The sequence below is a fragment of the Nocardia sp. GTS18 genome (genome assembly GCF_013839555.1).
Taxonomy (GTDB): Bacteria; Actinomycetota; Actinomycetes; order Mycobacteriales; family Mycobacteriaceae; genus Nocardia; species Nocardia rosealba.
Genome location: NZ_JACBIU010000053.1, coordinates 1 through 25,562 on the forward strand (window position 1 = coordinate 1; position 25,562 = coordinate 25,562).

Annotated in this window: 28 protein-coding genes, 1 rRNA gene and 1 riboswitch; of the genes, 8 read left to right on the forward strand and 21 right to left on the reverse strand. The window is 68.5% G+C overall.

The window, feature by feature from the left end; all coding sequences use genetic code 11:
* The coding region (locus HYG95_RS23800; RefSeq protein ID WP_181701228.1) for a DNA glycosylase AlkZ-like family protein at positions 1-290 on the forward strand (290 nt) is incomplete at its 5' end.
* Positions 291-700: 410 nt separating this feature from the next.
* Here the strand turns inward: HYG95_RS23800 and nadC are convergent.
* The 3 genes from nadC to nadA form a co-directional block, all read right to left on the reverse strand.
* The gene (nadC, locus tag HYG95_RS23805; RefSeq protein WP_181701230.1) at positions 701-1,561 is read right to left on the reverse strand and encodes a carboxylating nicotinate-nucleotide diphosphorylase; all 861 of its coding nucleotides are present in this window, start codon (positions 1,559-1,561) and stop codon (positions 701-703) included.
* A 203-nt stretch (positions 1,562-1,764) separates the two neighbouring features.
* Positions 1,765-3,510 (reverse strand): L-aspartate oxidase, encoded by a 1,746-nt coding sequence (locus HYG95_RS23810; RefSeq protein WP_181701231.1) that lies wholly within the window; start codon positions 3,508-3,510, stop codon positions 1,765-1,767.
* A gap of 32 nt (positions 3,511-3,542) precedes the next feature.
* Complete coding sequence (nadA, locus tag HYG95_RS23815) at positions 3,543-4,580, reverse strand: quinolinate synthase NadA (protein ID WP_067498729.1); 1,038 nt, start codon at positions 4,578-4,580, stop codon at positions 3,543-3,545.
* 78 nt (positions 4,581-4,658) lie between these two features.
* Between nadA and HYG95_RS23820 the strand changes: the two genes are divergently transcribed.
* A complete protein-coding gene (locus HYG95_RS23820; protein WP_181701233.1) occupies positions 4,659-5,375 on the forward strand; it encodes an NUDIX domain-containing protein in 717 nt (238 codons plus the stop codon).
* A gap of 58 nt (positions 5,376-5,433) precedes the next feature.
* Entirely contained in the window at positions 5,434-5,925 is a 492-nt protein-coding gene (locus HYG95_RS23825) for a nitroreductase/quinone reductase family protein (protein ID WP_181701234.1), read from the forward strand.
* A gap of 3 nt (positions 5,926-5,928) precedes the next feature.
* Here HYG95_RS23825 and HYG95_RS23830 read toward each other — a convergent pair whose 3' ends face one another.
* From HYG95_RS23830 to bioB, 5 genes are all read right to left on the reverse strand, one after another.
* Positions 5,929-6,087: a hypothetical protein gene (locus tag HYG95_RS23830; protein WP_181701236.1), complete on the reverse strand. Its 159-nt coding sequence runs from the start codon at positions 6,085-6,087 to the stop codon at positions 5,929-5,931.
* 88 nt (positions 6,088-6,175) lie between these two features.
* Complete coding sequence (locus HYG95_RS23835) at positions 6,176-6,709, reverse strand: DUF1353 domain-containing protein (RefSeq protein WP_181701237.1); 534 nt, start codon at positions 6,707-6,709, stop codon at positions 6,176-6,178.
* Between the two features lie 70 nt (positions 6,710-6,779).
* On the reverse strand, positions 6,780-7,421 hold the full coding sequence (locus HYG95_RS23840; protein WP_370465905.1) for a DUF2567 domain-containing protein: 642 nt from the start codon (positions 7,419-7,421) through the stop codon (positions 6,780-6,782).
* An 11-nt stretch (positions 7,422-7,432) separates the two neighbouring features.
* Positions 7,433-7,642 (reverse strand): hypothetical protein, encoded by a 210-nt coding sequence (locus HYG95_RS23845; RefSeq protein ID WP_067498764.1) that lies wholly within the window; start codon positions 7,640-7,642, stop codon positions 7,433-7,435.
* A 60-nt stretch (positions 7,643-7,702) separates the two neighbouring features.
* Positions 7,703-8,716 (reverse strand): biotin synthase BioB, encoded by a 1,014-nt coding sequence (bioB, locus tag HYG95_RS23850; protein ID WP_181701242.1) that lies wholly within the window; start codon positions 8,714-8,716, stop codon positions 7,703-7,705.
* Positions 8,717-8,855: 139 nt separating this feature from the next.
* On the opposite strand from bioB, the gene HYG95_RS23855 reads away from it, so the two are divergent.
* Entirely contained in the window at positions 8,856-9,440 is a 585-nt protein-coding gene (locus tag HYG95_RS23855; protein WP_067498719.1) for a TetR/AcrR family transcriptional regulator C-terminal domain-containing protein, read from the forward strand.
* 4 nt (positions 9,441-9,444) lie between these two features.
* Here the strand turns inward: HYG95_RS23855 and HYG95_RS23860 are convergent, their stop codons facing one another.
* On the reverse strand, positions 9,445-10,581 hold the full coding sequence (locus HYG95_RS23860; protein WP_181701244.1) for an alpha/beta fold hydrolase: 1,137 nt from the start codon (positions 10,579-10,581) through the stop codon (positions 9,445-9,447).
* A 45-nt stretch (positions 10,582-10,626) separates the two neighbouring features.
* Positions 10,627-11,385, reverse strand: a complete 759-nt coding sequence (locus tag HYG95_RS25235) for a helix-turn-helix domain-containing protein (protein ID WP_181701246.1) — start codon at positions 11,383-11,385, stop codon at positions 10,627-10,629.
* A gap of 62 nt (positions 11,386-11,447) precedes the next feature.
* Here HYG95_RS25235 and HYG95_RS23870 point away from each other — a divergent pair, with 62 nt between their 5' ends.
* Entirely contained in the window at positions 11,448-12,038 is a 591-nt protein-coding gene (locus tag HYG95_RS23870) for a TIGR03086 family metal-binding protein (protein WP_181701248.1), read from the forward strand.
* A 30-nt stretch (positions 12,039-12,068) separates the two neighbouring features.
* Here HYG95_RS23870 and HYG95_RS23875 read toward each other — a convergent pair whose 3' ends face one another.
* The 5 genes from HYG95_RS23875 to HYG95_RS23895 are packed head-to-tail and all read right to left on the reverse strand — an operon-like array spanning position 12,069 to position 17,337.
* Positions 12,069-13,244: an MFS transporter gene (locus HYG95_RS23875; RefSeq protein ID WP_181701250.1), complete on the reverse strand. Its 1,176-nt coding sequence runs from the start codon at positions 13,242-13,244 to the stop codon at positions 12,069-12,071.
* A 52-nt stretch (positions 13,245-13,296) separates the two neighbouring features.
* Positions 13,297-14,649 carry an LLM class flavin-dependent oxidoreductase gene (locus HYG95_RS23880; RefSeq protein WP_181701270.1) on the reverse strand — a complete coding sequence of 451 codons (1,353 nt, stop codon included), beginning with the start codon at positions 14,647-14,649 and terminating at the stop codon, positions 13,297-13,299.
* Positions 14,643-15,410: an ABC transporter ATP-binding protein gene (locus HYG95_RS23885; protein WP_181701252.1), complete on the reverse strand. Its 768-nt coding sequence runs from the start codon at positions 15,408-15,410 to the stop codon at positions 14,643-14,645. The genes HYG95_RS23880 and HYG95_RS23885 overlap by 7 nt, the downstream gene beginning before the upstream one ends.
* On the reverse strand, positions 15,386-16,246 hold the full coding sequence (locus HYG95_RS23890) for an ABC transporter permease (RefSeq protein WP_181701254.1): 861 nt from the start codon (positions 16,244-16,246) through the stop codon (positions 15,386-15,388). Before HYG95_RS23890 ends, HYG95_RS23885 begins: the two co-directional genes overlap by 25 nt.
* Positions 16,246-17,337, reverse strand: coding sequence for an ABC transporter substrate-binding protein (locus HYG95_RS23895; RefSeq protein WP_181701256.1), 1,092 nt, complete (start codon positions 17,335-17,337; stop codon positions 16,246-16,248). The genes HYG95_RS23890 and HYG95_RS23895 overlap by 1 nt, the downstream gene beginning before the upstream one ends.
* Positions 17,338-17,399: 62 nt before the next feature.
* Positions 17,400-17,548: riboswitch (cobalamin riboswitch) on the forward strand.
* A gap of 27 nt (positions 17,549-17,575) precedes the next feature.
* Here HYG95_RS23895 and HYG95_RS23900 point away from each other — a divergent pair.
* Genes HYG95_RS23900 through HYG95_RS23910 form a run of 3 tightly spaced genes read left to right on the forward strand, consistent with a single transcriptional unit; the run spans position 17,576 to position 20,444 of the window.
* Positions 17,576-18,607: an iron ABC transporter permease gene (locus HYG95_RS23900; protein WP_220139772.1), complete on the forward strand. Its 1,032-nt coding sequence runs from the start codon at positions 17,576-17,578 to the stop codon at positions 18,605-18,607.
* Entirely contained in the window at positions 18,604-19,413 is an 810-nt protein-coding gene (locus HYG95_RS23905; protein WP_181701258.1) for an ABC transporter ATP-binding protein, read from the forward strand. Before HYG95_RS23900 ends, HYG95_RS23905 begins: the two co-directional genes overlap by 4 nt.
* Positions 19,410-20,444, forward strand: coding sequence for an ABC transporter substrate-binding protein (locus tag HYG95_RS23910; protein ID WP_181701260.1), 1,035 nt, complete (start codon positions 19,410-19,412; stop codon positions 20,442-20,444). The genes HYG95_RS23905 and HYG95_RS23910 overlap by 4 nt, the downstream gene beginning before the upstream one ends.
* A 4-nt stretch (positions 20,445-20,448) precedes the next feature.
* Here the strand turns inward: HYG95_RS23910 and HYG95_RS23915 are convergent, their stop codons facing one another.
* The 6 genes from HYG95_RS23915 to rrf form a co-directional block, all read right to left on the reverse strand.
* Positions 20,449-20,877: a nitroreductase family deazaflavin-dependent oxidoreductase gene (locus tag HYG95_RS23915; RefSeq protein WP_181701262.1), complete on the reverse strand. Its 429-nt coding sequence runs from the start codon at positions 20,875-20,877 to the stop codon at positions 20,449-20,451.
* A 10-nt stretch (positions 20,878-20,887) separates the two neighbouring features.
* On the reverse strand, positions 20,888-22,105 hold the full coding sequence (locus HYG95_RS23920) for an ROK family transcriptional regulator (protein WP_181701264.1): 1,218 nt from the start codon (positions 22,103-22,105) through the stop codon (positions 20,888-20,890).
* Positions 22,106-22,130: 25 nt separating this feature from the next.
* Positions 22,131-23,372, reverse strand: a complete 1,242-nt coding sequence (locus tag HYG95_RS23925; protein ID WP_181701266.1) for a sugar ABC transporter permease — start codon at positions 23,370-23,372, stop codon at positions 22,131-22,133.
* A complete protein-coding gene (locus tag HYG95_RS23930) occupies positions 23,369-24,124 on the reverse strand; it encodes an ATP-binding cassette domain-containing protein (protein WP_220139773.1) in 756 nt (251 codons plus the stop codon). Before HYG95_RS23930 ends, HYG95_RS23925 begins: the two co-directional genes overlap by 4 nt.
* Entirely contained in the window at positions 24,124-25,209 is a 1,086-nt protein-coding gene (locus HYG95_RS23935) for a sugar ABC transporter substrate-binding protein (protein WP_181701268.1), read from the reverse strand. Before HYG95_RS23935 ends, HYG95_RS23930 begins: the two co-directional genes overlap by 1 nt.
* Before the next feature lie 233 nt (positions 25,210-25,442).
* Positions 25,443-25,559, reverse strand: a 5S ribosomal RNA gene (gene rrf / locus HYG95_RS23940).
* Between the last annotated feature and the right edge of the window lie 3 nt (positions 25,560-25,562).

The window sequence follows — 25,562 nt, forward strand, 5'->3', positions numbered from 1 at the left end:
ACCCCACCCCCATGGGCTGGCAGTCCCGCGCCTGGTTCCTCGGCCCCCACGCCCCCGCCCTCTTCGACACCAACGGCAACATCGGCCCCTCCATCTGGGCCGACGGCCGCATCGTCGGCGGCTGGGCCCAACGCCCCGACGGCGAAGTAGTCACCCGCCTCCTGGAAGACGTCTCCCCCGAAACCCGAAAACTCATCGACACCGAAATCGACCGCACCACCACCTGGTTCGGCACCACCCGCGCCATCCCCCGCTTCCGCACCCCACTCCAACGCGAACTCACGGCCTGACCGGTCTCCGCACGTCGGTCACAATGGTCGGATGACACCTGTCGAACCCGAGTGGATTCCCCTACTGAGTTACGACGCCGTCACAGGCTCACAGCGCCCGATCAGCGCATTGCGCGGTTGACTACGCGACCGCGGGATCGACTGGATGCCCTTCGCCGCCGACGAGATCCGCGTCGACCTCCCACGAGTCCAACACCGCGACGGTCGTTTCGGCTGTTCGGTCTGCGTATCCGTCCGCAGCGAAGCCCTTCGACCACTGGGCCTACATCCCGACCAGCCCGAGTCGCGACCCGTGCCCCCGGCGCCACCGGCGTGGTGGCACGCTGCGGCCGAACGCAGTCCCTGGGCGCAGTTGTGAGCGATCGTCGCGGTTCACAGCCGCACCGAAGCGGCCGTAGTCGGCCGACAGCTCACATGTCCAAGCCGAGGTCGAGGACGCGGACCGAGTGGGTGAGGGCGCCGATGGCGAGGTAGTCGACGCCGGTGCTCGCGTAGTCGGCGGCCTGGTCGAGGGAGAGGCCGCCCGAGGACTCGAGCTTCGTGTCGGGGGCGGTCGCGTCGCGGCGCTGGACGGCGGCCTGGGTCTGCCAGAGGGGGAAGTTGTCGAGCAGGACGAGTTCCACGTTCTCGGCCAGGACGGCGTCGAGCTGTTCGAGACTGTCGACCTCGACCTCGCAGGCGATGTCGGGTGCCAGTTCCCGGACCGCGCGCAGTGCGTCGACGACCGAACCCGCCGCCACGACATGGTTGTCCTTGATGAGCGCGGCATCGCCGAGTCCCATGCGGTGGTTGACTCCCCCACCCACGCGCACGGCGTACTTCTGCAGTGCGCGCAGGCCGGGCAGGGTTTTGCGGCTGTCGCGGATCTGGCACCCTGTGCCCTCCACCGAGTCCACCCAGGCCGCGGTGGCGGTGGCGATGCCGGACAGGTGGCAGACCAGGTTGAGCATCGTCCGCTCGGCGGTGAGCAGACCGCGCGTCGGCGCGACGACGCTCAGCACGCTGGTCCCCGGTTCCACGCGGGTTCCGTCGGCCACTCGGCCGGTGATCTCGTAGGTGCCCGCGCCGAGCACTTCGTCGAGCACGAGCAGCCCGGCATCGATGCCCGCCACGGTGCCGTGCTGTCGCGAAACCACCGACGCCTTGCTCACGGCGTCGGCAGGCACGGTCGCCATCGTGGTGACATCGGGTCCGTATCGCAGATCCTCGTCGAGGGCGGTGCGGATCAGTGCCAGCAGTTCGTCCTGGTCCAACGCGGCATCGAGAGTCATTGCTGCACTCCTGTTCTCGGGGCGCACCTCGCGCCGGGTCGAGCGGGAGGTCGTCGCCTCACCACAGTTCATCGGGTACTACAGGTTTCGCCGCGCCGCCCATGTGAGCGGCCGCCGGCGAGGGGCCATCGACGGGATCGGCCTGCGCGAGACCGTCGACGACCTCCCCGCACTCCGGTTGCCACCGGAACTGCCGACGACGCTCATCGCACGCAAACCACCGCAGTAGCTGCCGGCATAGCCGACACATCGAAACCACCGCGCGGATCGAGGCGCACCATCGTGCTGTGCCGCCGGCCGTCGACCGCATCCGGGTGGTCCGTGCGGGTGTGACACCCTCGGCTCTCGGCGCGCGCCGCCGCCGCACGCAACAGCGCCCGAGCGGTGACGGTCAACGCCGCGTCCTCGACATACCGCAGATGTCGCGCCCACACGGACGCGGATTCGCCCACCTGCTGACCGGGACCACACCGACCGGCGTCCCCGAAAGCCACACCGGGCTCGGACTGCATCACCCCGCGAGAGTCGGTCAGCCCGGCTGCACCGGGTACCGACACCACGTCGGAAGCGGGCAGCCGCACGTCACCGGCAACGGGATCCGGCACCGTCACAGTCCCGATCGCCGCCTCGATGCGCTCGAGGGCTTGCGCCAGACCGTCCCCGTCGCGGACCACGGAGGCATGTTCGGTCATCGCCTGCTGCACAACCGCCCGCTCAGCGAATTCGGCTGTCCACGAACCGATCTCCGTAACCCGGGTCCGCACGCCAAGGCGTTCGACGGCAGACGCGCCCGCACGTTCACCGACGACGAGCCCCTCGAGCAGACTGTTGGACGCCAACCGGTTCGCCCCGTGCAGCCCGGTCCTGGCGACCTCGCCCGCCGCGTACAACCCGGGTACTCCCGTGCGCCCATACGTATCGGTCGATACGCCGCCGCACTGGTAATGCGCGGCAGGCGCGACCGGAATCAGCTGTTGGGCTGGGTCGATACCCGCGGCCAGACAGGACGCGGTGATCGTCGGGAACCGCTGGGCGAAACCGGGGAGATGACGCGCGTCGAGGAACACGTGATCGGTACCGAGCGCCCGCATCCGCGCCGCGATCGCCCGCGAAACCACGTCACGCGGTGCGAGGTCACCGCGAGGATGCACCCCGGCGGTCACCGAATCACCGTGGGAATCAACGAGTTTCGCGCCCTCGCCGCGCACGGCCTCACTGATCAGCGGCCGCCGCCCGACCCCACCCGGTGTGAAGAGCACCGTCGGATGGAACTGCACGAATTCGAGATCGGCCACCGCCGCTCCCGCCCACAGCGCCAGCGCCACACCGTCACCGGTGGCTCCGGGCGGATTGGTGCTCGCGGCGTAGAGCTGCCCGAGCCCGCCGGTGGCCAGCAGCACCGAGGGTGTGTGCACCACACCGAAACCGTTGTCCGACACGGCGACAACACCACACACGCCCTCCGGGCCGGTCACCACACGCAGCGCGGCGGCACCGAAGAGCACCGGCAGCCCGGCGGCATTGAGGGCCCGCTGCACCTCCGCGCCGGTGGCGTCGCCGCCGGCGTGAATGATGCGCCGCGTGCTGTGCCCACCCTCGCGGGTCCGCGAGATCTGCCCGTCACGGCCGAGGTCGAAGACCGCGCCCAGGTCGGTCAGCGCCGCGATCGCCGCCTGACCGCCCTCGACGATCGAGCGCACCGCGTCGACATCGCACAGCCCGGCACCGGCCTCGACCGTGTCGTGTACATGCGAGTCGACCGAATCACCTCGCGGTGCGACGACCGCGATGCCGCCCTGCGCGTACTGGGTCGAGGTGTCGGTGGGGCCGCCCTTGCTGAGGGTGAGCACCCGCAGCCCGCGCAGCGAGGCGGTGCGAGCCGCGGTGAGACCGGCGACGCCGCCGCCGATCACCACCAAGTCGGCCTCGGCCTCCCACGAGACGTTCATGATCGTCTATCCGCTCGATCGCGCGGGGGAGATCACTCCCCACCGCCGGGATTGCCGATCGCGATCATCCGCTGCACCGACGCGCGACCGGCCTCGGCCATCGCCGGGTCGACGTGCACCTCGTCGGCGTTCTCCACCAGGCAGCGCAGCAGCGCGGCGGGGGTGATCATCTTCATGTACTTGCAGGAGGCGCGGTCGTTCACGGCCTGGAAGTCGATGCCGGGCGCGGCCTTGCGAAGCTGGTGCAGCATGCCGACCTCGGTCGCCACCAGCACCTGGTTCGACGTGGACGCCTTGGCCGCGTCGATCATGCCGCCGGTCGAGAGGATGTGCACCCGCTCGGCCGGGAACGCGCCCTCACCCGCGAGGTAGAGCGCCGAGGTGGCGCAGCCGCACTCCGGGTGCACGAACAGTTCGGCATCGGGGTGGGTGCGGGCCTGCTCGGTGAGTTCGTCACCGTTGATGCCCGCGTGCACGTGGCACTCACCGGCCCAGATGTGCATGTTCTCGCGGCCGGTCACCCGCTTGACGTGCGCACCGAGGAACTGGTCGGGCAGGAACAGCACCTCGGTGTCCGGATCGATCGAGGCGACCACGTCGACGGCGTTGGACGACGTGCAGCAGATGTCGGTGAGCGCCTTCACCTCGGCCGTGGTGTTCACGTACGACACCACCATCGCGCCCGGGTGCTCGGCCTTCCAGGCGCGCAGTTCCTCGGCGGAGATGGAGTCGGCCAGCGAGCAGCCCGCCCGCTGATCCGGGATGAGCACGGTCTTGGCCGGGCTGAGAATCTTGGCGGTCTCGGCCATGAAGTGCACGCCGCAGAACACGATGGTGTCCTCCGGCGCCTCGGCCGCGATCCGCGACAGGGCGAGCGAGTCGCCGACGTGGTCGGCCACGTCCTGGATCTCGGGCAGCTGGTAGTTGTGCGCCAGGATGGTGGCGTTGCGCTCACGCGCCAGCCGCCGCACCTCCTTCGCCCACTCCGGCGTCGCTTCGACACCCGCGTATCCGCCGGGTCCGTCGAAGACCGAACCCATCAGCGTCGGCTGCGTAGTCGTCGTCGCCATGGTGGCTCCCTTCCTCGTGCGAGCGGCATCCGCGCCACGATTCGCACCAAACCAGGTTTTCGACTTAGAATCGAAAACGTGCCCCATAGTAACACCATCCACGAATCGCTCACCGCGGTGTTCCAGGTTCGCCGCTTCGGCTCCGACGTTTCCGCAGGTAGAAACGGTAAGCACCCCGAGCTGGCGGTCTTGCTGTGGGAACGCGCGCTCGATCCGCAGAAGGGAACGTGGTCGCTGCCCGGTGGCAGGCTGCGCGACGACGAGGATCTCGACACCTCGGCCAGGCGCCAGCTCGCCGAGAAGGTCGACGTGCGCGAACTGGCCCACCTCGAGCAGCTGTCGGTGTTCAGCGCCCCCGACCGGGTGCCCGCCCCACGCCGCATCGCCTCGGCCTACCTCGGGCTCGTCCCGTTGACCACGGAACCCGAACTACCCGCCGACACCACCTGGCACCCGGTGTCGGATCTGCCGGACATGTCCTTCGACCACCGCACCGTCGTCGACCACGCCCGCACCCGCCTGGCCGCCAAACTCTCCTACACCAACATCGCCTTCGCCTTGGCTCCCGACACCTTCACCATGTCGACGCTGCGCGAAATCTACTGCGCTGCACTCGGATACGACGTCGACACCACCAACCTCCAGCGCGTCCTCACCCGCCGCAAGGTCATCACCCCCACCGGCGCCACGGCCCCCTCCGGCCGCGCAGGTGGCCGCCCGGCCGCCCTCTACCGCTTCACCGACTCGGGCCTACGCGTCACCGACGAATTCGCCGCCCTCCGCCCACCCACCTGACCTCGACGGACGCCGTCGACGGCCCGAACTTGTCGGTGGTCGCTGTCACACTGCTCGCATGGACAACAACGCGGCGGATACGAAAAAAGTCACCTCCTACGACGATCCGGATGCCCCTTGGAACAAGGAGTTCTCGGTCGAGGAGATGACCGGCTGGAACGACGGCGTCATCACCGAATTCCGGGAGAACGGTGGCCAGGTGGGCGGTGACTACGCGGGCGCCACCCTGCTGCTGCTCACGACCACGGGCGCGAAAAGCGGTAAGCCCCATGTGGTTCCGCTCGGCGCGCTGTATCGGGGAGATGTGCTGTACGTGTCGTCGTTCATCGAGGACCGATACCCGGCCTGGTACCACAACGCCAAGGCGAACCCGAGTGTGACGATCGAGCTCGGCGGGGAGAAGTTCCCGGCGAAGGCCGACGTGCTCACCGGCGAGCGGTACGACGAGTTCGCCGCCTGGGCACTCACCGAGAACCCCCTGCTCGCCGACTACCAGTCCAAGGTGGACAAGCCACTGCCACTAGTGGTGCTGACCCGCGAATCCGCGTAGCCGTCAGGAGTCGTAGCGCCGATCACGGTGCTTGGTGGAGCGTCGATAGGTGCGGCCACTCGGCACCGCGGTCGCCGCGGACGAACTGCGCAGCGCGTGGCGCTTGCGCCAGGCTGCCAGATCGGGCCGCTCGGCGGGCGCCTGTTCGTCTTCGGTCTTCATGTCCAGGTCCTCCCCGAAATTCGTCGTCCCCAGGGTAGGCAGTGGATCCGACGGATTCCACCGATTTTCCGGCCCGCACGGATAAGGGTCAGGCCGTTTTCATCTGGGGCGCGGGCGGCGGAACCTCGCTGCGGGTGGCGACGCGGCCGACCGCCCAGAAGAGCAGCTCCACGAACCAGAACACCACGAGTGCGGTGGTCACCACCACGACCGGGACGGCGAGGAACAGCACCGAGGGCACCGCGATCAGGAACCAGCCGAGAACATCGCCCGCCGTCGCCCCACGCAGGCGCGAACCGAATCGCACTGCGGCCCACATCATCCAGCGTCGCGGAACCGAAACACCGGCTTCCCGAAGGCTGCGCCGGAACAGCCCGTCGGCGTCCGCCGGCCCGACTTCGCCTGTGCGGCACAGATAGTCGTGCAGGATCGCCGCGCGGGTGTAGGCGCCATAGCGGGGAATGAGCCACACGAGCGCACGGGGCACCGAGGCGAAGTCGGTGCGAAATCCCGCGGGCACGGTGAAGGTCTCGACCGCTCCTCGATAGGTGAGCGGCTCGGTGAGCCGCCAGAATTTCGCATCGATCCCCTCGACGACGGGACCAGAACCGATGAATGCCACGACTGCTCCTCTCGAGCCGCGCGCAGTCTCTCTACCTGCCGATATGCCGATGGTAGCGCGGTGGGGAGGCTCAGCCGCGAGGTTGCGAACTCGGGTCGAAATCGCCGCTGGGCCGATACTGTTCGGCTCCGTAGGGCAGGCGATAGTCCTCGTCGTCGTCGAAATCGGCGGGTCGCAGATCGCCGAGCAGTCCCGCCGCGCCCGACCCGAGGTCGGCGGCGGGATGCAGGGCGGCGAGGAACAGCAGCACGAGCGCGGCGAGGAACGGTTGCACGAGCAGCGCCATGTCCGTACCGATTTCGGCGGGCAGGGCGATGATCTGACCGACGGGCGGGTCATCGGGACGCGGATACCGCAGGCCCGCAACCCATTCCCCCATCCACATCATGATCGCCGCACCGAGCGACGAGGCGAACAGCAGTCCGAGCACGAGCGCGGGCCCACGCACGATCCGTACCCGCCACGCCGCGATCGTGGTGAGCACCGCCACCGCCGCACCGATACACAGGAACATGCCGACGGCGTCGAACACATGCATGCTCTCCCCGGTGAGCACCGCGGCCCGGCCGGGCTGGGTCACCCGCAACCGTTCGGTCGGCGCGAGCAGACCCCACACCACACCGGCGGCGGCACTCACCGCGAGAACCGCGACGATGACGGCACCGACGCCGATCACCTCGCGGCGCAGCACCTGCGGCCGTGGCTCGCTCACCGCGTCCACCACTACCGGCGTTCCAGCTGGGCCGATTCGGTGACGCCGTGCCGCGAGCACTTGGCCCACCAGCCGTCGGGGCTGATCTGCACGACCATCCGGCGCCCGCACTGCTCGCAGAACCGTGGCGGTTCCAGCCCGAGCGCGGCGGCCGCGGGCATCGCGTCGTCGAGTCCTGGCACGATCCGCTTGCCCGTGAACGGGTTGTAGCGTTCGTCCATGGCGGTCACCTCCTCGGTCGCCGTGTCGGCCCTGGTCGATTCCCGATCGTACACAGCGATTTACAGCGTTTCGTTGAGCGCCTTGATCGGCATCTTCAGTTCGCCGAGCAGGTCGAGGTCGGATTCGGCGGGGCGGCCGAGGGTGGTCAGGTAGTTGCCGACGATCACCGCGTTGATGCCGCCGAGCATGCCCTGCTTGGCGCCGAGGTCGCCGAGGGTGATCTCACGACCACCCGCGAACCGCAGGATGGTGCGCGGCAGCGCGAGCCGGAACGCGGCGATGGCGCGCAGCGCGTCGGCGGCCGGCAGCACCTCGAGGTCGCCGAAGGGGGTGCCGGGGCGGGGGTTGAGGAAGTTCAGAGGCACCTCGTCGGGTTCGAGCGAGGCGAGCTGGGCGGCGAATTCGGCGCGCTGCTCGATGCTCTCGCCCATGCCGAGGATGCCACCGCAGCACACCTCCATGCCTGCTTCGCGCACCATGCGCAGGGTGTCCCAGCGCTCCTCGTAGGTGTGGGTGGTGACGACCTTCGGGAAGTGCGACTTGGCGGTCTCGAGGTTGTGGTTGTAGCGGTGCACGCCCATGGCGGCGAGCTGGTCGACCTGCTCCTGGTTGAGCATGCCGAGCGAGCAGGCCACCTGGATGTCGACCTCGTTGCGGATCGCCTCCACACCGGCGGCGACCTGTGCCATCAGCCGCTCGTCGGGGCCTCGCACGGCGGCGACGATGCAGAACTCGGTGGCGCCGGTCTTGGCGGTCTGCTTGGCGGCCTCGACGAGGCTGGGGATGTCGAGCCAGGCGGCGCGCACGGGCGACTGGAACAGGCCCGACTGCGAGCAGAAGTGGCAGTCCTCGGGGCAGCCGCCGGTCTTGAGGCTGATGATGCCCTCGACCTCGACCTCGGGCCCGCACCACTTCATGCGGACCTCGTGGGCCAGCTCGAGCAGCGCTTCGAGCTGGTCGTCGCCCAGGCGCAGCACCTCGACGGTCTGTTCCTCGGTGAGGCCGACGCCGCGCTCGAGCACCTGCTCACGGGCGATGGCGAGAATGTCGGTACGGACGGGTGCCTGCGTCACGACGTGATGTCCCTTCGTCGGGGGCGTGCACGCGCCGCTGGTGATGGTGGTGGCCGTGCAACTTGAACGGTGTTCAGGATAGGGTAGCGGGAAGTAGTGAGTCACGACACTCGGGTCGCGAATCGGCGGAAGGACACCTGTGCAGCTGCGGAAGACGGACGTGGTCGATGCCGCGGTGACGATTCTGGATCAGTACGGGCTCGCCGATCTGACGATGCGCAGGTTGGCCGGGTCGCTGCAGGTGCAGCCGGGAGCGCTGTACTGGCACGTCAAGGACAAGCAGTCGCTGCTCGGTGCGGTGGCCGACCGGATCCTCGCACCCATGGACGAGCCGATCGCCGCCACCGAGTGGCCCGAGCAGCTCACCGAGCTCGCGCATCGGCTGCGCGACTGCCTGCTCGCCTACCGTGACGGTGCCGAACTGGTCTCGGCGACCTACGCGTCGCGGTTGACCACGAGCAAGGCGCGAGAACGACTGGCGGGCATCGTGATCCGGGCAGGCATGACGAGGGAGGAAGCCGAACTCACGGCCTACACCCTGCTCTACTACGTACTCGGCCAGACCGTCGACGAACAGTCGCGCATGCAGATGGACTCGGTCGGCGCCCTGCCCGCCGACAACACTCCCCTGTTCGAGACACCGGACGCCACCGCACGATTCGACTTCGGCCTGCAGTTGTTCATCGCCGGGGTGCGCACCATCCTCGGTTCCCGGGTTCGCTGATTCCTCAGCGGCGGTCGCGGACCGCCTGCTGATAGCGGAACAGGAACGGCAGCACCTGCGACTCGAGCGCGGCGTTGTATTCGCGCGGACGCTGGATCGGGTTCGCGTGACCGGTTCCGTTCGCCCGCACCACGAGCAAGTTGCCGCCGGGCCCGCCCGCGTGCTCGGTGAGCACCCGATGCGAGGACTCGACGTCGACTACGTCGTCGCGAGCGGCGTCGCGGGGGCGGATGAACACGATGGCCGGACGTTCACGGTCAGGGTTGGGGCGAGCCAGCGCCCGCAGATCGGCGGCGCCACCGCCCGCGACGATGGCCAGGAACTGCGATTCGATCAGGCCGTTGCTCGCCGCGTTCTCGGAGAAGATCTTGTCGCGCAACACTTCTTCGGCCACCTCGCGCAGTTCACCGAAGTCGATTCCGGGCAGCGGGGCACCGGGCACGGTGAAACGTTCGCGCCTGGCGGCCGTTTCGACGGTGAAGCGCAGCAGCCTGCTCTCCCGCGCACCCGGTAGCCAGCCGGTCCAGCGCAGCAGTTCCGCTCCACGACTGCGGCTTTCGGGGCGAACAGCGTGGAGGTCGATCGGGGTGCAGTCGAGAACCACCCCGACCAATCGCCGGTCGCTGCCCAGGTGGATGTGGCGGGCCACCTCGAGCGCGACCACCCCGCCCATGCTGTGCCCAACGAGCACGATATTGCGCACGGCGCCGTAGCGGGCGGCGCGCACGATCATGTCGGCGATGACCTTGGTATCGATACCGGCGTCGTCGTACCGCACCGCCCACACCACACCGAGCTGGTTCAGTACGGGCAGCGCCGACGCGGTCGGGACGGCGTTCACCCCACCGAGACCGACCAGATCGACCACCGCGGTGTCCCAATCCCGGGAGTCGGCGGGCAACGACACCGGCAGCAGGTCGGGTGCGGTCTGTTCGAGCCGTGCCCGCTCGGGCATCACGTCGTACTTCCAGTACTGGGCGAACGCGATGAGCCCGACGAGGACCACCCCGACCGTTCGCATCGCCATCAGCCGGGCGCGCCCCCAGCGCCGGGTACCTATCCGGGTTTCACGCAGCCGTGCCCGCCGTCGCGCGTCGTCGTAGTCCGCGACGGTGGACGGATGCCGCTCGAACGTCGACATATCTCCACTGTAGGGGCGCCCGCCGCGGCCCCGGCCCGACGATCGTCAGCCGCCGAAACCGTCGTACCGCTGCGCGTAACCCGTCGGTGGCTCCCCGAAAACGGTGCGGAAATCCCGGCTGAGGTGGGCTTGGTCGGCGTATCCGAGGTCGGCGGCCAGCCCCGCCCAGTCGACCTCGTCCCCGGACTCGAGGCGCTCGGTGATCTCCCGCAGCCGATAGCGCCGAATCACCCATTTCGGACCGATTCCGACGTACTCCGCGAACAGCCGCTGCAGCCCGCGCACCGTGGTCCCGAACCGATCAGCCACCTCGTCGACCCTGGTCACCGTGGGGTCGGCGGCGATCCCGGCCACCACGCGTGCCGCGAGTTCGGCGCGGGAATCAGGCGCGGGCAGCCGGGCTTCGAGGAAGCGGCAGGCCGCTGCGGGATCCGTGAGACTTGTCACGCTGGGTCCGAAAACTGTTGTGGCGTCGATCGTCCGGTCGCGCAACGACGCGACGGATGCGCCGAGGAACGGCCGGAACATCCCCGGCCGGAAGGCGACCCCGAACACGCAGCCGACGCCGGCGAGCTCGCGATACACGTGGGAGGACGACGGGCCGTGCAGTTCGGCGCGTCCGTCCCGACAGGTGAGGTGGACATTGGGCAGCGGCACGACCAACTGGCGGTAGGGCCGCTCGTAATTCCAGGCGACCGCCCAGAACCGTTCCACATATCCCGCCAGTTCGGTCGGCGGCTCGGTGAACGTGTGGCGTTGCGAGGTCCGCCACGCACCGCCGAGTCCCCGTGGGTCGCGTTGCACGCCGGGAGTGTATGTCGCGTTTGTTCAAGACACGGGTGGGCGGCCGGTGGTTGGCTCGCCGTATGTCCGAGAACCAACGTGTGGCCCGCGCTGCGGTGCCGTTGACGAAGATCATCCGTACTGTCACACCGGATCAGCTGACCGCGCCGACACCATGTGCCGAGTTCGATGTGCGTGCTCTGCTCAATCACCTGTTGTTCTGGGGCCCGTCGCTGATCGGGGCGGGTCGTAAGGAAAGTGTTCCGCCGCCTGCCGCTGCCGAATCCGACGTCGACCTGGTCACCGGAGACTGGGCGGCCGCCCTCGACACACAGCTCGACGAACTCGCCACCATCTGGCGTGACCCCGCGGTGTGGGAGGGCGTCACCCACATGGGTGGCCCGACGGAACTGCCCTCCGCGATGATCGGCGGGATGGTCGTCGGCGAGCTGATCGTGCACGGCTGGGACCTGTCCCGAGCGCTCGGCACGCCGGTGTCGTGGGACGACGATCTCCTCGCGGACGTCTACGCCGAAACCGCCGCCACCGCCGAGCAAGGGCGCGACATGGGAATCTACGGGCCCGAAGTGCCGGTCTCCCCCGATGCCCCGCTGATCGACCGCGTCCTCGGTGTCACCGGTCGCGATCCCGGGTGGCGGCCACCGGCTCGATAGCCGACAGCTTCGAGCCGCAGGGTTTCCCGGTCAGCCGCCGGTACGCGAAATCGGCCCGGGAAACCACCGGTACATCGCGACCGACCCGAGCCCGAGAGTGACCGCGAGTAGCCCACCGGCGGCGGACAGTCCAGCGAATGCGCCTACCACCCCGACCGCGACCGGCCCCGCGAACATCCCGGCGTCGTGTGTCAGCCGCCAAGCGCCGAGGAATTCGGCGCGCCGGTCCGGTGGGGCGGCGAACGCCCCGACGGTCATGATGAGACCGTTGCTCAGCCCGTTCGCCAGGCCCAGCAGCATGGTGGCCGCACCCATGGTGAGCACCGAATAGGTGAAAGGCAGTGCCGCGTAACCGGCGGCGAAGCAGATTCCGCAGGCGACGCCGGTGACGCGGCTGCCCGCTCGGTCCAGCCACACCCCGGCCGGGTAGGACATGAGTACGTCGATCGCGCCCGCCAGCCCGAACAGCAGACTCGTCGTCGCGGCATCGATACCGAGATGCACCGCCCACAGCGGCAGCAGCGCCGATCGCGACGCGCGCGCCGCCCCGACCGCGACCGCCGCGAGGCCGAGAGTGCCGAGTGCCCTGCGGTTTTCGGAGACCACCGTGTGCAGCGGCCGCAACGACGGCTCGTCCGGCGCACCCGACCCGATCGTCAGCATCGCCGCGGCCGCCACCACGGTGGTCACCAACTGCAACCACAGTGCCCCGATCGGCCCGAACCCGTGTACCAGTGCCGCACCGAGGAACGGCCCGCAGAAGAAGCCCAACCGGTGCGCACCGGCCAACGTCGACATGGCCCGCCCACGCTGTTCCGGTGCGACCACCGAGACCAGATAGGTCTGTCGCGCCAGCCCCCACACCGCGCCCGCCGCGCCGATGAGCAGCAGACCCACCGCAAGCACACCGAGATTCGGTGCGAGGATCGCCGCGAGCACACCGATCAGACCGAGCCCGCTGCCCACCCCGATCGCGGCCCGCTCCCCGATCCGCGCGACGATCCGTCCGGCGGGCAGATCCGTGAGAACCATGCCGAGCCCGCTCAACGCGACGATCAACCCGGCCGCGCCCGCCGAGGCACCGAGATCGAGCGCCCGCAGCGCGTACATCGGCGCCGCGGCACCGGTCCCGACTCCGTACAACACCATCGGCGCGAAGACCGGCAGGACGAGCGTGCGCAGCCGAACGGGAGAATCGTCGAGCATCACCACCCGGCAACCGAACCATTGCTACGAGCCGGACAACAACTTTCGTCGCTCATCCGACACTCACCGGTTCGGGCGCGAATCGGCTCGCGGGCCGGGCGAGTCCGAAGTGGTCGCGCAACGTCGTTCCCGAGTACTCGGTGCGGAACAGGCCGCGCTCCTGCAGGATCGGCACCACCGTCGAGGTGAACACCTCGAGTCCGCCGGGGTACCAGGGCGGCATCACATTGAATCCGTCGGCCGCGCCGTGGGTGAACCATTCCTCGATGGTGTCGGCGATCTGCTCGGGGGTTCCGGCGATCACCCGGTGCCCACGCGCACCGGCCAGCCGGTGCAGCAAGCCGCGCAGCGTCGGTCGTTCGCGCTCGACGATTCCGGCCACCACCTGCAACCTGCTGCGGGCGTTGTCGGTGACATCGCCCGCCCCGGCGAAGACCTCCACCGGCACCACCTCGTCCAGCGCGTACCCGCGCAGCGACGTTCCGGTGATCGATTCCAGTTGCTTCAACCCGTATTCCGGCACGGTGAGCTCGTTGAACTCACGCTCCAGACGGCGCGCGGCGGACTCGGTGTCGGCGATGAACGGGCTGATGCCCGGCAGAATCCGCACCTGCTCGGCGTCGCGCCCGTACTCGGCAGCCTTGGCCTTGATATCGGCGTAGAAGGCCTGCGCGTCCGAAAGGCGCTGGTGCGCCGTGAAAATCGCCTCGGCGTACCGGCCGGCGAACGCGCGGCCCTCGTTGGAGGCACCGGCCTGCACCAGCACCGGACGCCCCTGTGGTGTCCGTGCCGAATTGAAAGGTCCACGCACACGCAGGTATTCACCGACGAAATCGATCGGATGGATCTTGTCCGCGTCGGCGTAGATACCCGCCGCCCGGTCGAGCACGATCGCGTCGTCCTCCCAGCTGTCCCACAGCGCGACCACCGCGTCGACGAATTCCCGCGCCCTGGCGTACCGCTCACGATGATCGGGATGCCGGTCGAGACCGAAATTGGCTGCCGCCACGTCGGTTCCGGTGGTGACGATGTTCCAGCCCGCGCGACCACCCGAGATGTGGTCGAGCGAGGAGAACAGCCGCGCGAGGTTGTACGGCTCGTAGTACGTGGTCGACGCCGTCGCGATGAGCCCCAGATGCGTGGTGGCGGACGCGATCGCGGTGAGCAGCGTGATCGGTTCGAGCCCCGGCGCGGCATTGTGGCGCACATCGGTGCGCAGGGCGGGTCCGTCGGCGAAGAACACCGCGTCCAGCTTCGCCGCCTCCGCGGTGCGCCCGATCTCCTGGTAGTAGGTCACGTCGTAGATGCGGTCCGGCCGGCTGTCGGGATGCCGCCACGCGGCCTCGTGATGACCGGACGGGTAGATGAAGGCGTTCAGACTCAATTGCCGTGGTGCGTTCACGATGCCTGCTTCACTGTCTCGAGGTCGGTGGTGTCCACGCCGAGCCCGGCCAGCAGCACCTCGCGCAACCGGATGAATTCGGGGTGGGCGTGCCTGCGCGGTCGGGCGATGTCGATGCGCTGATCGATGGCGATGCGGCCCTCGTCGAGGACCAGTACCCGGTCGGCCAGCAGCAGTGCCTCGTCCACGTCATGGGTCACCAGCAACACAGCGGGCTGGTGTCGTGCGCACAGCGCCTGCAGCAGCGTGTGCATGCGGATCCTGGTGAGGGCGTCGAGCGCGCCGAACGGTTCGTCGGCCAGCAACAGTTCGGGCTCACGCACCAGCGATCGGGCCAGCGCCACCCGCTGCTGTTCACCACCGGAAAGTTCACGGGGCCAAGCTTTCTCACGTCGACCGAGGCCCACCTCGGCCAGCGCGGACCGCCCGCGCTCGGCGGCGTCGCGGCCGGTGAGTCCGAGCACCACGTTGTCGAGCACCCGCGCCCAGGGCAGCAGCCGCGAATCCTGGAACACCACCGCGCGCCGTCCGGGAACGGTGAGCTCTCCGGAGCCCGGTACCTGTCCGTCGAGTTCGGCCAGGGCGCGCAACAGTGTGCTCTTACCCGACCCGCTGCGCCCCAGCAACGCCACGAATTCTCCGCGACGGATCGCAATATCTATACCCCGCAATATGACTCGCTGCCCGAAGCCGCGGGTGAGGCCCCTGGTCCGCACCACCGCGCGGTCGTCGTGCTCGATCAGTCGCCCAGCGTCTGTCGCCATGCCAGCACCTTCCGTTCTGTTGTCCGCACGGCGAGGTCGCCGAAGAGTCCGAGAAGTCCGTAGATCACCAGGCCGACGACGATCACGTCGATCTGCCCATAGGTGCGCGCCTGGGTCATCAGGTATCCGATGCCGCTGGTCGCGTTCACCTGTTCGACGACAACCAGCGCCAGCCACGAGATCGTCACCGCGAGCCGCAGCCCGAGGAAGAAGCCGGGCAGCGACCCGGGCAGTGCGACGCGGCGCAGGAATCCCCACCGCGACAGCCCGACCGTCTCGGCCAGCTCCACATAACGCGCGTCCACACCGCGCAGGTACGCGTGGGTATTGAGGTAGATCGGGATCAGCACGCTGGTCGTGATGACGATCAGCTTCATCTCCTCGCCGATCCCGAACCACACGATGAACAGCGGGATCAGCGCCAACGTCGGAATGGCGCGCTTGATCTGTACGGGGCCGTCGACCAGCGCCTCCCCGGTCCGGCTCAACCCGGCGATCAGTGCCAGCACCACCCCGATCACCACACCGAGCACCAGCCCGATCGCCGCCCGTTGCAGCGAGGTGAGCAGATTGGACTGCAGTCGCCCGTCCGCGATCAGCTCCCCCGCCGTCCGCGCGACCGTCCACGGCGCGGGCAGGGTCTCGGGATCCAGTGCACCAGTGGCCGATCCGGCGACCCACGCGCCGACGAGCAGCGCCGGACCGAGCGCGAAACCGAACGGAATGGGCTTGCCGGGGCCGAGCCTTCGCTTCCCGCGTCCGCGCGGAGCCAATTCGGGTTCGCCGGTCCGGTGTGCCCGCACGCGCCGCAACACACCGGCTTCGAGGGTCGCCATCAGCTCACCGCCGGGGCGAAGGCTGCGCCGCTGGCGGTGACGGCTTCGGTGACCGCCGCGTCGAACCGCAGGTCGAAACCGTCTGCGGCGGTGATCTTCTTCGGCAATTCACCGGCGGCGTCGATCGCGTCGATCGTGCTCTGCTGACGCGCGACCAACTGCTGGTCCAGGTGCGGGAATGTATAGGTGCCGAGCGATTCCACGATCCGCCGCGCGTCGTCTGAGCTCACCTTCTGGTTGCGCACGTAATAGGCGTCGGCCCATTCCGCGCTGTGGGTGTTGGTCCAGTGCCAGGCCCGCACGAACGCGCCGACCAGGGCCCGGGTCGCGGCCGCTTTCGCCGGATCCTGCACCACAGCGCGCCGCGCGTACACATAGGCGAGCCCGCTGTAGATGCCGCTCGTCTCCGAATCCGGAATCAGCGACGTGCCGGGAGTGCGCAGCAACCTGGTCACATTCGGTTCGATCAGCGGCGCCACATCGACCTGCCCGGTGCGCACCGCGTCCAGGAACTCCGCGAGCTGCAACCGGATCAGTTGCACGTCACCGGTTTTCAGACCCGCCTTGCTCAGAGCTTTCAACACCGCCGCCTGCTGGGCGGTGCCCTCGGCGTAGGCGATCTTGCGCCCCTTCAGGTCCGTGAGCTTCGTGATCGACAAACCCGGAGCGACAGCGAGTTTCAGCGCCTGCGGGTTGGTCTGGTAGGAGCCGACGATCGGTACGTCCTGTCCCGCCGCGAGTGCGTGGATCGGCGGTACGTCACCGACCTGGCCCACATCGGCCGCCCCGGCCCGGAAGGCCTCCAGGATCGCGGGCCCGCCGACGAAGTTCGCGAACTCGATCTTGAACGGCAGCTTGTCCAGCTCGCCCGAGAGCCGAAGCGCGTTCTGCAACCGCTCCTGCTGGTCGGCGACCACGAGGGTGGTGCCCGGCGGAACCTCGATGGGCAGCGGCGCGTCGGGGGTGCCGAGCGGCTTGTCGTCACCGCCCGCGCATCCGGTCAGGCCGAGAGTCGCGGCGGTGGCCACCGCGAGGAACGCGGCGGTGACGCGGCCACGCAGGCCGTGCGCAGAGGTGTTCGGTCGGTACATACCCGGATTCAAGCAACCGGACAAACCGGCGAACACCCTTTGCCTTACCGTGAGCCGAACCCGGCGCTGTGCCGGCACCCGGTGCCGCGCTACAGTCGGTGGGTCATCCCCGGTGGGTGCGGGAATCCGGTGCAATTCCGGGACGGTCGCGCCACTGTGATCGCCTCACGGCGAAAGTCAGACCTCCCTCGCCGGGCACCCTCTGAAAGGGCCGCGCCTTGCCTCTGGAGATTCCGCGATGATCCGTGCACGGATCTCGCTCGCCCTACCCGTGCTCGCGGTGTTGCTGGTGGTCGCCATGATCGCCGCCACCGGCTTCGGCGCGGAGACCGTTCCGGTGCGCGCAGTGCTCGACACCCTCGGCGGCCGGCTCACCGGAACCACCCCCACCGACCCCGGTATCGACACCATCGTCTGGCAGCTCCGCGTCCCGCGCACCATCCTCGCCGCCGTGGTCGGTGCCGGTCTCGCGGTGGCGGGCGCCGCGATGCAGACCCTGGTTCGCAACCCGCTCGCCGACCCCTACCTGCTCGGCGTATCCTCCGGCGCGGCCGTCGGCGCGGCGGCCGTCATCACCTCCGGCCTGTTCGCGGGTGCCGGCATGTGGGCGCTGTCCGGCGGCGCGCTGGCCGGCGCTTTCGGTGCGGCGACCCTCGTGTTCCTCATCGCCCTGGCGCAGGGCGGGCTCACCCCGTTGCGGCTGGTGCTCACCGGTACCGTGCTCGGCTCGGCCTTCGCCGCGTGCAGCAGCTACCTGGTGTTCCGCAGCACCGATCCCGCCGCCGCCGAATCGGTGCTGTTCTGGTTGCTCGGCAGCCTCGCGGGCGCCGATTGGTCGACCCTGGCCCTCCCACTGACCGTCGTCGCGCTCTGTGCCACGATCCTGGTCGCGATCGCGGGCTGGCTCGACGCCCTCACCCTCGGCGCCGACACCGCCTCCTCGCTCGGGGTTCCGGTGACCGGCCTGCGGATCGGGTTGTTCGTGCTGCTCGCCGTGCTCGTCGGTGTGCTGGTCGCGGTGTCGGGTGGGATCGGTTTCGTCGGCTTGGTCGTACCGCATGCCGCGCGCATGATCGTCGGCCCACGGCATCGCGATCTGTTGCCCGCCTGCGCGCTGTGCGGGGCGCTGTTCCTCGTCGTCGCCGATGCCGCCACCCGGGTGCTGGTGCGCCCCACCGAGATTCCGGTCGGTGTCCTCACCGGCCTCATCGGCGCCCCCACTTTCCTGTTGCTGATGGGCAGACGCCGCTACCGATTCGGCACCTCATGAGTTCCCCCGAGCCGCCGCCTCTCGAACACGGCAGACTCCACGCGCGCGAGCTCGCCTGCGCCATCGGCCGGCGCACTGTTCTCGCGGAGGTGGATTTCACGATCGAGCCGGGCGAGACCGTCGGCATCGTCGGACCCAACGGCAGCGGCAAAACCACGCTGCTGCGCACCTTGTCCGGTGTGCACCGGCCCCGTTCCGGCCGGGTACTCGTCGACGACCAGGTCCTGCACGATCTGCGGCCCCGCCGCCGTGCCGCGACCGTCGCGCTGGTGGCCCAGGACGAGATACCACCCGATGACATGCTGGTCGGTGAGGTCGTGGCGCTGGGGCTCACCCCATACCTGCCGCCGTGGGGTCTGGACGCACCACGCGAACAACAGCGGGTGACACAGGCTTTGGCGTCGGTCGACCTGCACGGCTTCGCCGGACGACCGGTGCGCCGGCTCTCCGGTGGCGAACGTCAACGGGTCCTGCTGGCCCGCGCACTCGTCCAGAACACCCCCGTCCTGCTGCTCGACGAGCCGACCAACCATCTCGATGTCACCCATCAGCTCGAATTGCTCACCCTGGTCCGCGGTCTGCGCCGCACGGTGGTGGCCGCTCTGCACGACCTGTCGCTGGCGGATCGCTATTGCGATCGGATCATCGTGCTGCACAAGGGATGCGCGCGCCCGCCCGCACCGCCGGCCGAAGCGCTCTCCCCCGCCGTCGTCGCCGAGGTGTTCGGTGTCGACGCCAACCGGGTCCGGCATCCGGTCACCGGCGAGGACCACCTGTTGATCACCCCGCGAGAGGCACGACGATGAACACGAACCTCGGCCGGATCCTGGCCACCACCGCACTCGCCGCCGTACTCGCGGCGTGCGCCGGAACGTCCGCCGAATCCGCGACCGCCGTGACGGTGCGCAATTGCGGTGTGGAGACCCGTTTTCCGGCACCCGCGCAGCGCATGTTCGTCAACGACGGCAATCTCATCTCCATGGTATTGGCACTGGGTGCCCAGGATCAGGTGGCGGCGGTCTCCAGCGTCAAACGTGACGCGGCCACCCTGCGTGCCCACTACGGCGCCGAGATCGTCGACGGCCTCAACGATGTCGCCCCCGAATACCCTTCGCGCGAAACGGTTCTCGCCCAACGCCCCGACGTGATGCTCGCCGGTTGGAGCTACGGCTACGACGAGGCGAGCAACCTCACCCCCGCCTCCTTGCGCAAGGACGGCATAGCCGCCTACGTACTCACCGAGAGCTGTCGCCAGGCCGACGGGGGCGCCGCACGCGGCACCGTCGAGCCGTGGACGGCGTTGCGTACCGACCTCACCGATCTCGGTGTCATCACCGGCCGCACCGCCCGCGCGAGCGAAGTCACCGCCGATCTCGACACCAGGCTGGCGGCCCTGGCGGCCGCTCCGAAACCGGCGAAGGCTCCCACCGTCTTCCTCTTCGACAGCGGCACCGACACCATCTACTCGAGCGGGAAATTCGGTGCGCCTCAGGCGATCCTGGAGGCGGCGGGCGCCCGCAACATCCTCGACGACGTCGCCGACACCTGGACCAAGGTCTCCTGGGAGCGCCTGGCCGCCGCCGACCCCGACGCCATCATGTTCGTCGACTACCCCGGCCAGACCTACGCGCAGAAGGTCGACCTGCTGCGCGGCAAGCCCGGCATCAACAACCTGCGTGCGGTGCGGCAGAGTCGCTTCTTCAACCTGCCCTACGCCCTGTGGACGAGCGGACCGCTCAACATCGACGCCGCCGAGCAGATCCGCAAGCAATTGGAGGCCTGGAACCTGGTGCCCGCCTCGACCGTGGTCCCACGCGCCGACGACGCGGTTCGCTGACCGGTCAGCGCGGGGTGAGCAGGACCAGCGGGATCTCGCGGGTGGTCTTGGTCTGGTAGTCGCCGTATCCCTTGTACGTCGCGACGACCTGCGGCCACAGGTCTGCTCGTTCGGCTTCCGTCGCGACGCGGGCGATCATCGGCGTGCGCGGACCGCTCTGCACGGCCACCTCGACCTCGGGGTTGTCGCGCAGGTTGAGGAACCAGGCGGGATGGGTGGGATCGCCGCCGCGCGAGGCGACGACGACGATCCGGTCTTCCTCCAGAATCGGAGCCGTGAGCATCACCGAACGCGGCTGACCCGACTTGCGTCCGATCGTGGTGAGTTCGAGCGACGGCATCCCCATCACGGTCTTGCCGATCCGCCCACCGGTGACGGTGAGCAGGGCACGGTGAACACCGTTCATGATCTTCAGCTGCAGGTCACTTGGCATATCGGCAAATCTACTCGGTGCTCGCACGCAGGTCAGGCGTTTGCGCGCGGGCCAGGGTCTGCAACGGATCGGTGAGCAGCTCGGCGAAGGCCAGTTCGGCGGCGCCGACGAGCGGGGCGTCGTCGGCGAGCGCGGAGGTACGCAACCGGACCCGCTCGCGGACCGCGAGCAGCCCGTTAACCGCCAACCGGCTGCGCACCTGCGCCGCGGCGGCCAGGTAGATCTCGCGCAGGACCCCACCGAACACCACCATGGTCGGGTTGAACACGTTGACCAGATTGGCCACCCCGTACCCGAGCCAGTCCCCCACCTGGTGCAGTGCGTCGCGGGCATCGGCGTCACCGCGCGCCGCCGCGTCGACGATCGCCGCGACCGCCGCCCGGCCGGTCAGATCGCTGCGACCGGCCGCCGCGATCAGGGCGAGCTCACCGGCCTCGGCTTCCAGACAGCCCCGCGAGCCGCATCGGCAAGCCCGGCCGCCGGGATTCACGATCATGTGCCCGACCTCGCCGCCGTACCCGCCTTCGCCACCGAGCAGTTCTCCACCCATGATGACGCCGCCGCCGATCCCGACCTCACCGTGCAGGTAGATCAGGTCGCGCACTCCCGTCCCCACACCGCGTTCACGTTCGGCGATCGCGCCGAGATTGGCGTTGTTGCCCACTGCCACAGGCACACCCAGCCTTTCGGACAGCAACGCCCCGACCGGCACATCGACCCAGCCGATATTCGGCCCGTACCGCACGACTCCGTCCCGCTCGCGCACCATCCCGCAGAACGCGAGCCCCACACCGACGCACACCGCACCCTTATGCGCCGCGTCCATCATCGATTCCGTCATCCTCGCCAGTTCGGCGATCACCTCATCGGGATCGAAAGTGCCTGTGTCACGCGGCATTTCGCACCGATCGAGGATCGCGCCACCCAAACCGACCCGCGCCACCGCGAGCCGATCGGCACCCACGTCCAGTGCGAGGACATAGACCCGGTCGGATTCGGGGCGTACCACCAGCGACGGGCGCCCCGCTTTCCCTGTCTGTCCCGGCAATTCCTCCCGCACCAACCCCGCGGCGGCGAGGTCGGTGGTCAGGGCGAGGATCGTGCTGCGGTTCAAGCCCATTCGCTCGGCGAGCTCCGCCCGCGACAACGGCCCGCTCACGTGGACGTGGCGCAGCAGCACCGCGAGATTCCGGCGGCGGATCTCGTCCGGGGAGGGTGCTGCTTTCATCCGGCCCTCCCTTCCCCGTCGTCGGTCAACTTCCTGGCAGCGAACGCTTGCGCGACAGCGCGTCCACCCCCGCCGCGAGCAGCAGAACAAATCCTGTCACAACGAATTTCGTGCCCGCGCTGTAGCCCATCAGGCCCATCCCGTTGTTGATGACCGCCACCACCGCGGCACCGAGCACCGCGTCGAGCATGCGGCCGCGACCACCGAACAGGCTGGTGCCACCGATCACCGCCGCACCGACCGCCGTCAGCAGCACATCGGATCCACCGGTGTTGGGATCGACCGAGTTGGCTCTCGACGCGGCGATCAAACCGCCGACCGCGGCCATCGTCGAGCAGAGCACGAAGGCACTGATCTTGATCCGGTCGACCGGAATGCCCGCGCGCCGAGCCGCTTCCACGTTGCCGCCCACCGCGTAGATGTGCCGCCCGAACGAGGTGCGGTTGAGCACGAAGGTCCACAGCAGCAGCAACGCCACGATGATCGGTACCACGATCGGCATGCCCTGCAACGAGTTGACCTCGGGATTGCGGCTGCGTTCGTCGTTGAGGATCGCCACTGCGACACCGGCGACCACCGCCACCGCCGCGATCCGCAGCGTCACCACCGCCGCACTCTCGCCGGTGAGCCCGAGCTGAGTACGCGCCCGCAGCTTCCGGTACTGCACGAACCCGAACCCGGCAAGCAGCACCGCGTACATCGCCCAGCCGAGCAGCGGCGGCACGTTCTTGTTCGCGATGGCGAGGATCGTCTCGTCGTGGATGGAGATATTGCGCCCGTTGTCCATGATCTTGAGCGCCACACCCTGCAGCGCCAGGAACGCCGCGAGGGTCACCACGAACGAGGGCACCCCGATCTTCACCACGATCGCCCCGATAGCCAGCCCGATCACCACACCGGTGAGCAGCGCGACGAGCACCGCCGAATACCACGGCCAGCCCTTGTCGGTGAGCAGCACCGCGAGCACCGCCGCGCACACACCACTGGTGAACCCGGCCGACAGGTCGATCTCGCCGAGCAACAGCACGAAGATCAACCCCATGGCGATCACCGCGATCGCCGCGCCCTGGGTGAACAGATTCGCGATATTGCCCTGCGTCATGAACACCGGCCGCGCGATCCAGAAAACCACCGACAGCACCACGAGCGCGATCACCGACGGCAACGCGCCCATGTTCCCACTGCGCAGCCGCCCGACGTAAGAGCTCACCAGTTCGCTGGCCGGAGCCGTCGCGGCCGCGCTCTTCTCCGTCACCGTCGTGCTCATGCCTTCACCCCGAGACTGCCGCTGCGACCGGAGGTGATCAGCTCGACCACCTGTGAATGAGTTACATCGGTCGTCCGGACCTGCGCGGCCATCCGACCCAGGTACAACGCCGCGATCCGGTCGGAGACCGCGAACACGTCGTTCATGTTGTGCGAGATCAGCACCACCGCAAGACCTTTGTCCGCCAGGCGGCGCACCAGTTCCAGCACCTGCTGGGTCTGGGCGACGCCGAGTGCGGCGGTCGGTTCGTCCAGGATCACCACCTTGCTGTTCCACAGCACCGCTTTGGCGATGGCGACGGTCTGACGCTGACCACCCGACAGGCTCGCCACCTTCTGCCGCACCGACTTGACGGTCCGCACCGACAGCCCGGCCAGGGTTCGTCCGGCCAGTTCCTCCATGCCGTATTCGTCGAGCACGATGCCGTGCTTGCGTTCGCGGCCGAGAAACATGTTCTGCACGATGTCGAGGTTGTCGCAGAGCGCAAGGTCCTGATACACGATCTCGATGCCGAGTTCGGCGGCGTCGCGCGGGTTGCCGATCTGCACCGGTTCGCCCTCGAACACGATCTCGCCCGCATCGATCGGATGTGTGCCGCCGATGCATTTGACCAGGGTCGATTTGCCGGCACCGTTGTCGCCGACCAGCGCGGTCACCTCGCCTGGGTAGACCGAGAAATCAACCGTGTGCAAGACATGGACGGGGCCGAAACTCTTGTCGATACCGCGTAATTCGATGACCGGGGTATCCATCAGCGCACGCCGTTGTCGGCACAGAGCTTGGCGAACTCACCCGCGCACAGCTCGGTCTTGTCGACGAATCCGTCGGCGACCACGTCATTGACATTGTTCTTGAAGATCGCCTTCGGCTCCAGCAGCACCGCAGGCACCTTCGTCTTCGACTCGGGATCATCGACGGTGCTGTTCGCCTCGCCCTTCTCCCCCTTGGCCAGCGCGATCGCAAGCTTCGCGCCCGCGGCGGCCTCGAGCTTGATCGCCTTGTAGACGGTCATGCACTGATCGCCGGCGAGCACGTTCTGCAGCCCCTGCACGGTCGCGTCCTGGCCGGTCACCGGCACCTGCCCGTTCAGCTTCTGCTTCTTCAGCACCGCGATGGCCGCGTTGGCCAGCCCGTCGTTCGCCGCCACGACACCACCGAGGTTCGGCGTGCCGGTGAGCATCTGCTCGAAGATGGTGCCCGCCTTGGTGTTGTCCCACTCCGGCACGGCCTGGTCCGGCCCCTTCACCAGCTCGCCCGCGGCGAACTTCGGCGCCAGGGCACCGTCGTAGCCGTTCTTGAACAGGGTCGCGTTGTTGTCGGTCGGACCGCCGTTGAGATACGCGACGACCGGCTTCACAGCCTGCTTGTCGGTCAGACACTTGGCCAGGCCATTGCCCATCAGCTCGCCGACCTTCACGTTGTCGAACGAGACGTAATAGGGCGCACCGCCGCCCAGCGTGAGCCGGTCGTAGTCGATGACGGTGACACCTTGGGCCTTGGCCTTCTGGATCACGGCCTTGCCGGTGCCGCTGTCGAGGTTGGTGATCATCAGCACCGAGGCGCCGTTGGTGATCATCTGGTCGGCGATGGTCTGGAAGGCGTTCTTGTCGCCCTGCGCGTTCTGGATGTCGGCCTTGATCCCGGCCTCGTCGAACGCCTGCTGCAGATACTTGCGATCCGCCGTCTCCCACCGCGCCGAGGTCTTGCTGTCGGGCAGGATCACGCCGATCTTGGCGCCGCTGCCGGAGCTGGAGCTGCTGTCGTCACCACCGCAGGCGGTGACCGAGGTGAGAAGTGCGATCGAGACGGCCGCGATGCCGAAGATCCCCTGACGCATGAGGGTGGGCCTTTCGTGGAACCACCGCCCGCTGGGCGGACGAGCTGGAGCGAATGTTGTGCTCGACAACTTATTCGAGCCCGTCCGATTGCACAGCGGATTGAGCAAAGGATTTGTTGTCTGCGATAACAATCAAGCAACGAGCGCTGTAGACGCCCAGCTCAGAGGGTGGTTCCTGGTCCAGAAACGACGAAAGCCCCCTGACCGTAGTCAGAGGGCTTTCGTGAATGATTGTCCGGCGGTGTCCTACTCTCCCACACCCTGTCGAGTGCAGTACCATCGGCGCAGGTGGCCTTAGCTTCCGGGTTCGGAATGGGACCGGGCGTTTCCCCACCGCTATAACCGCCGTAACA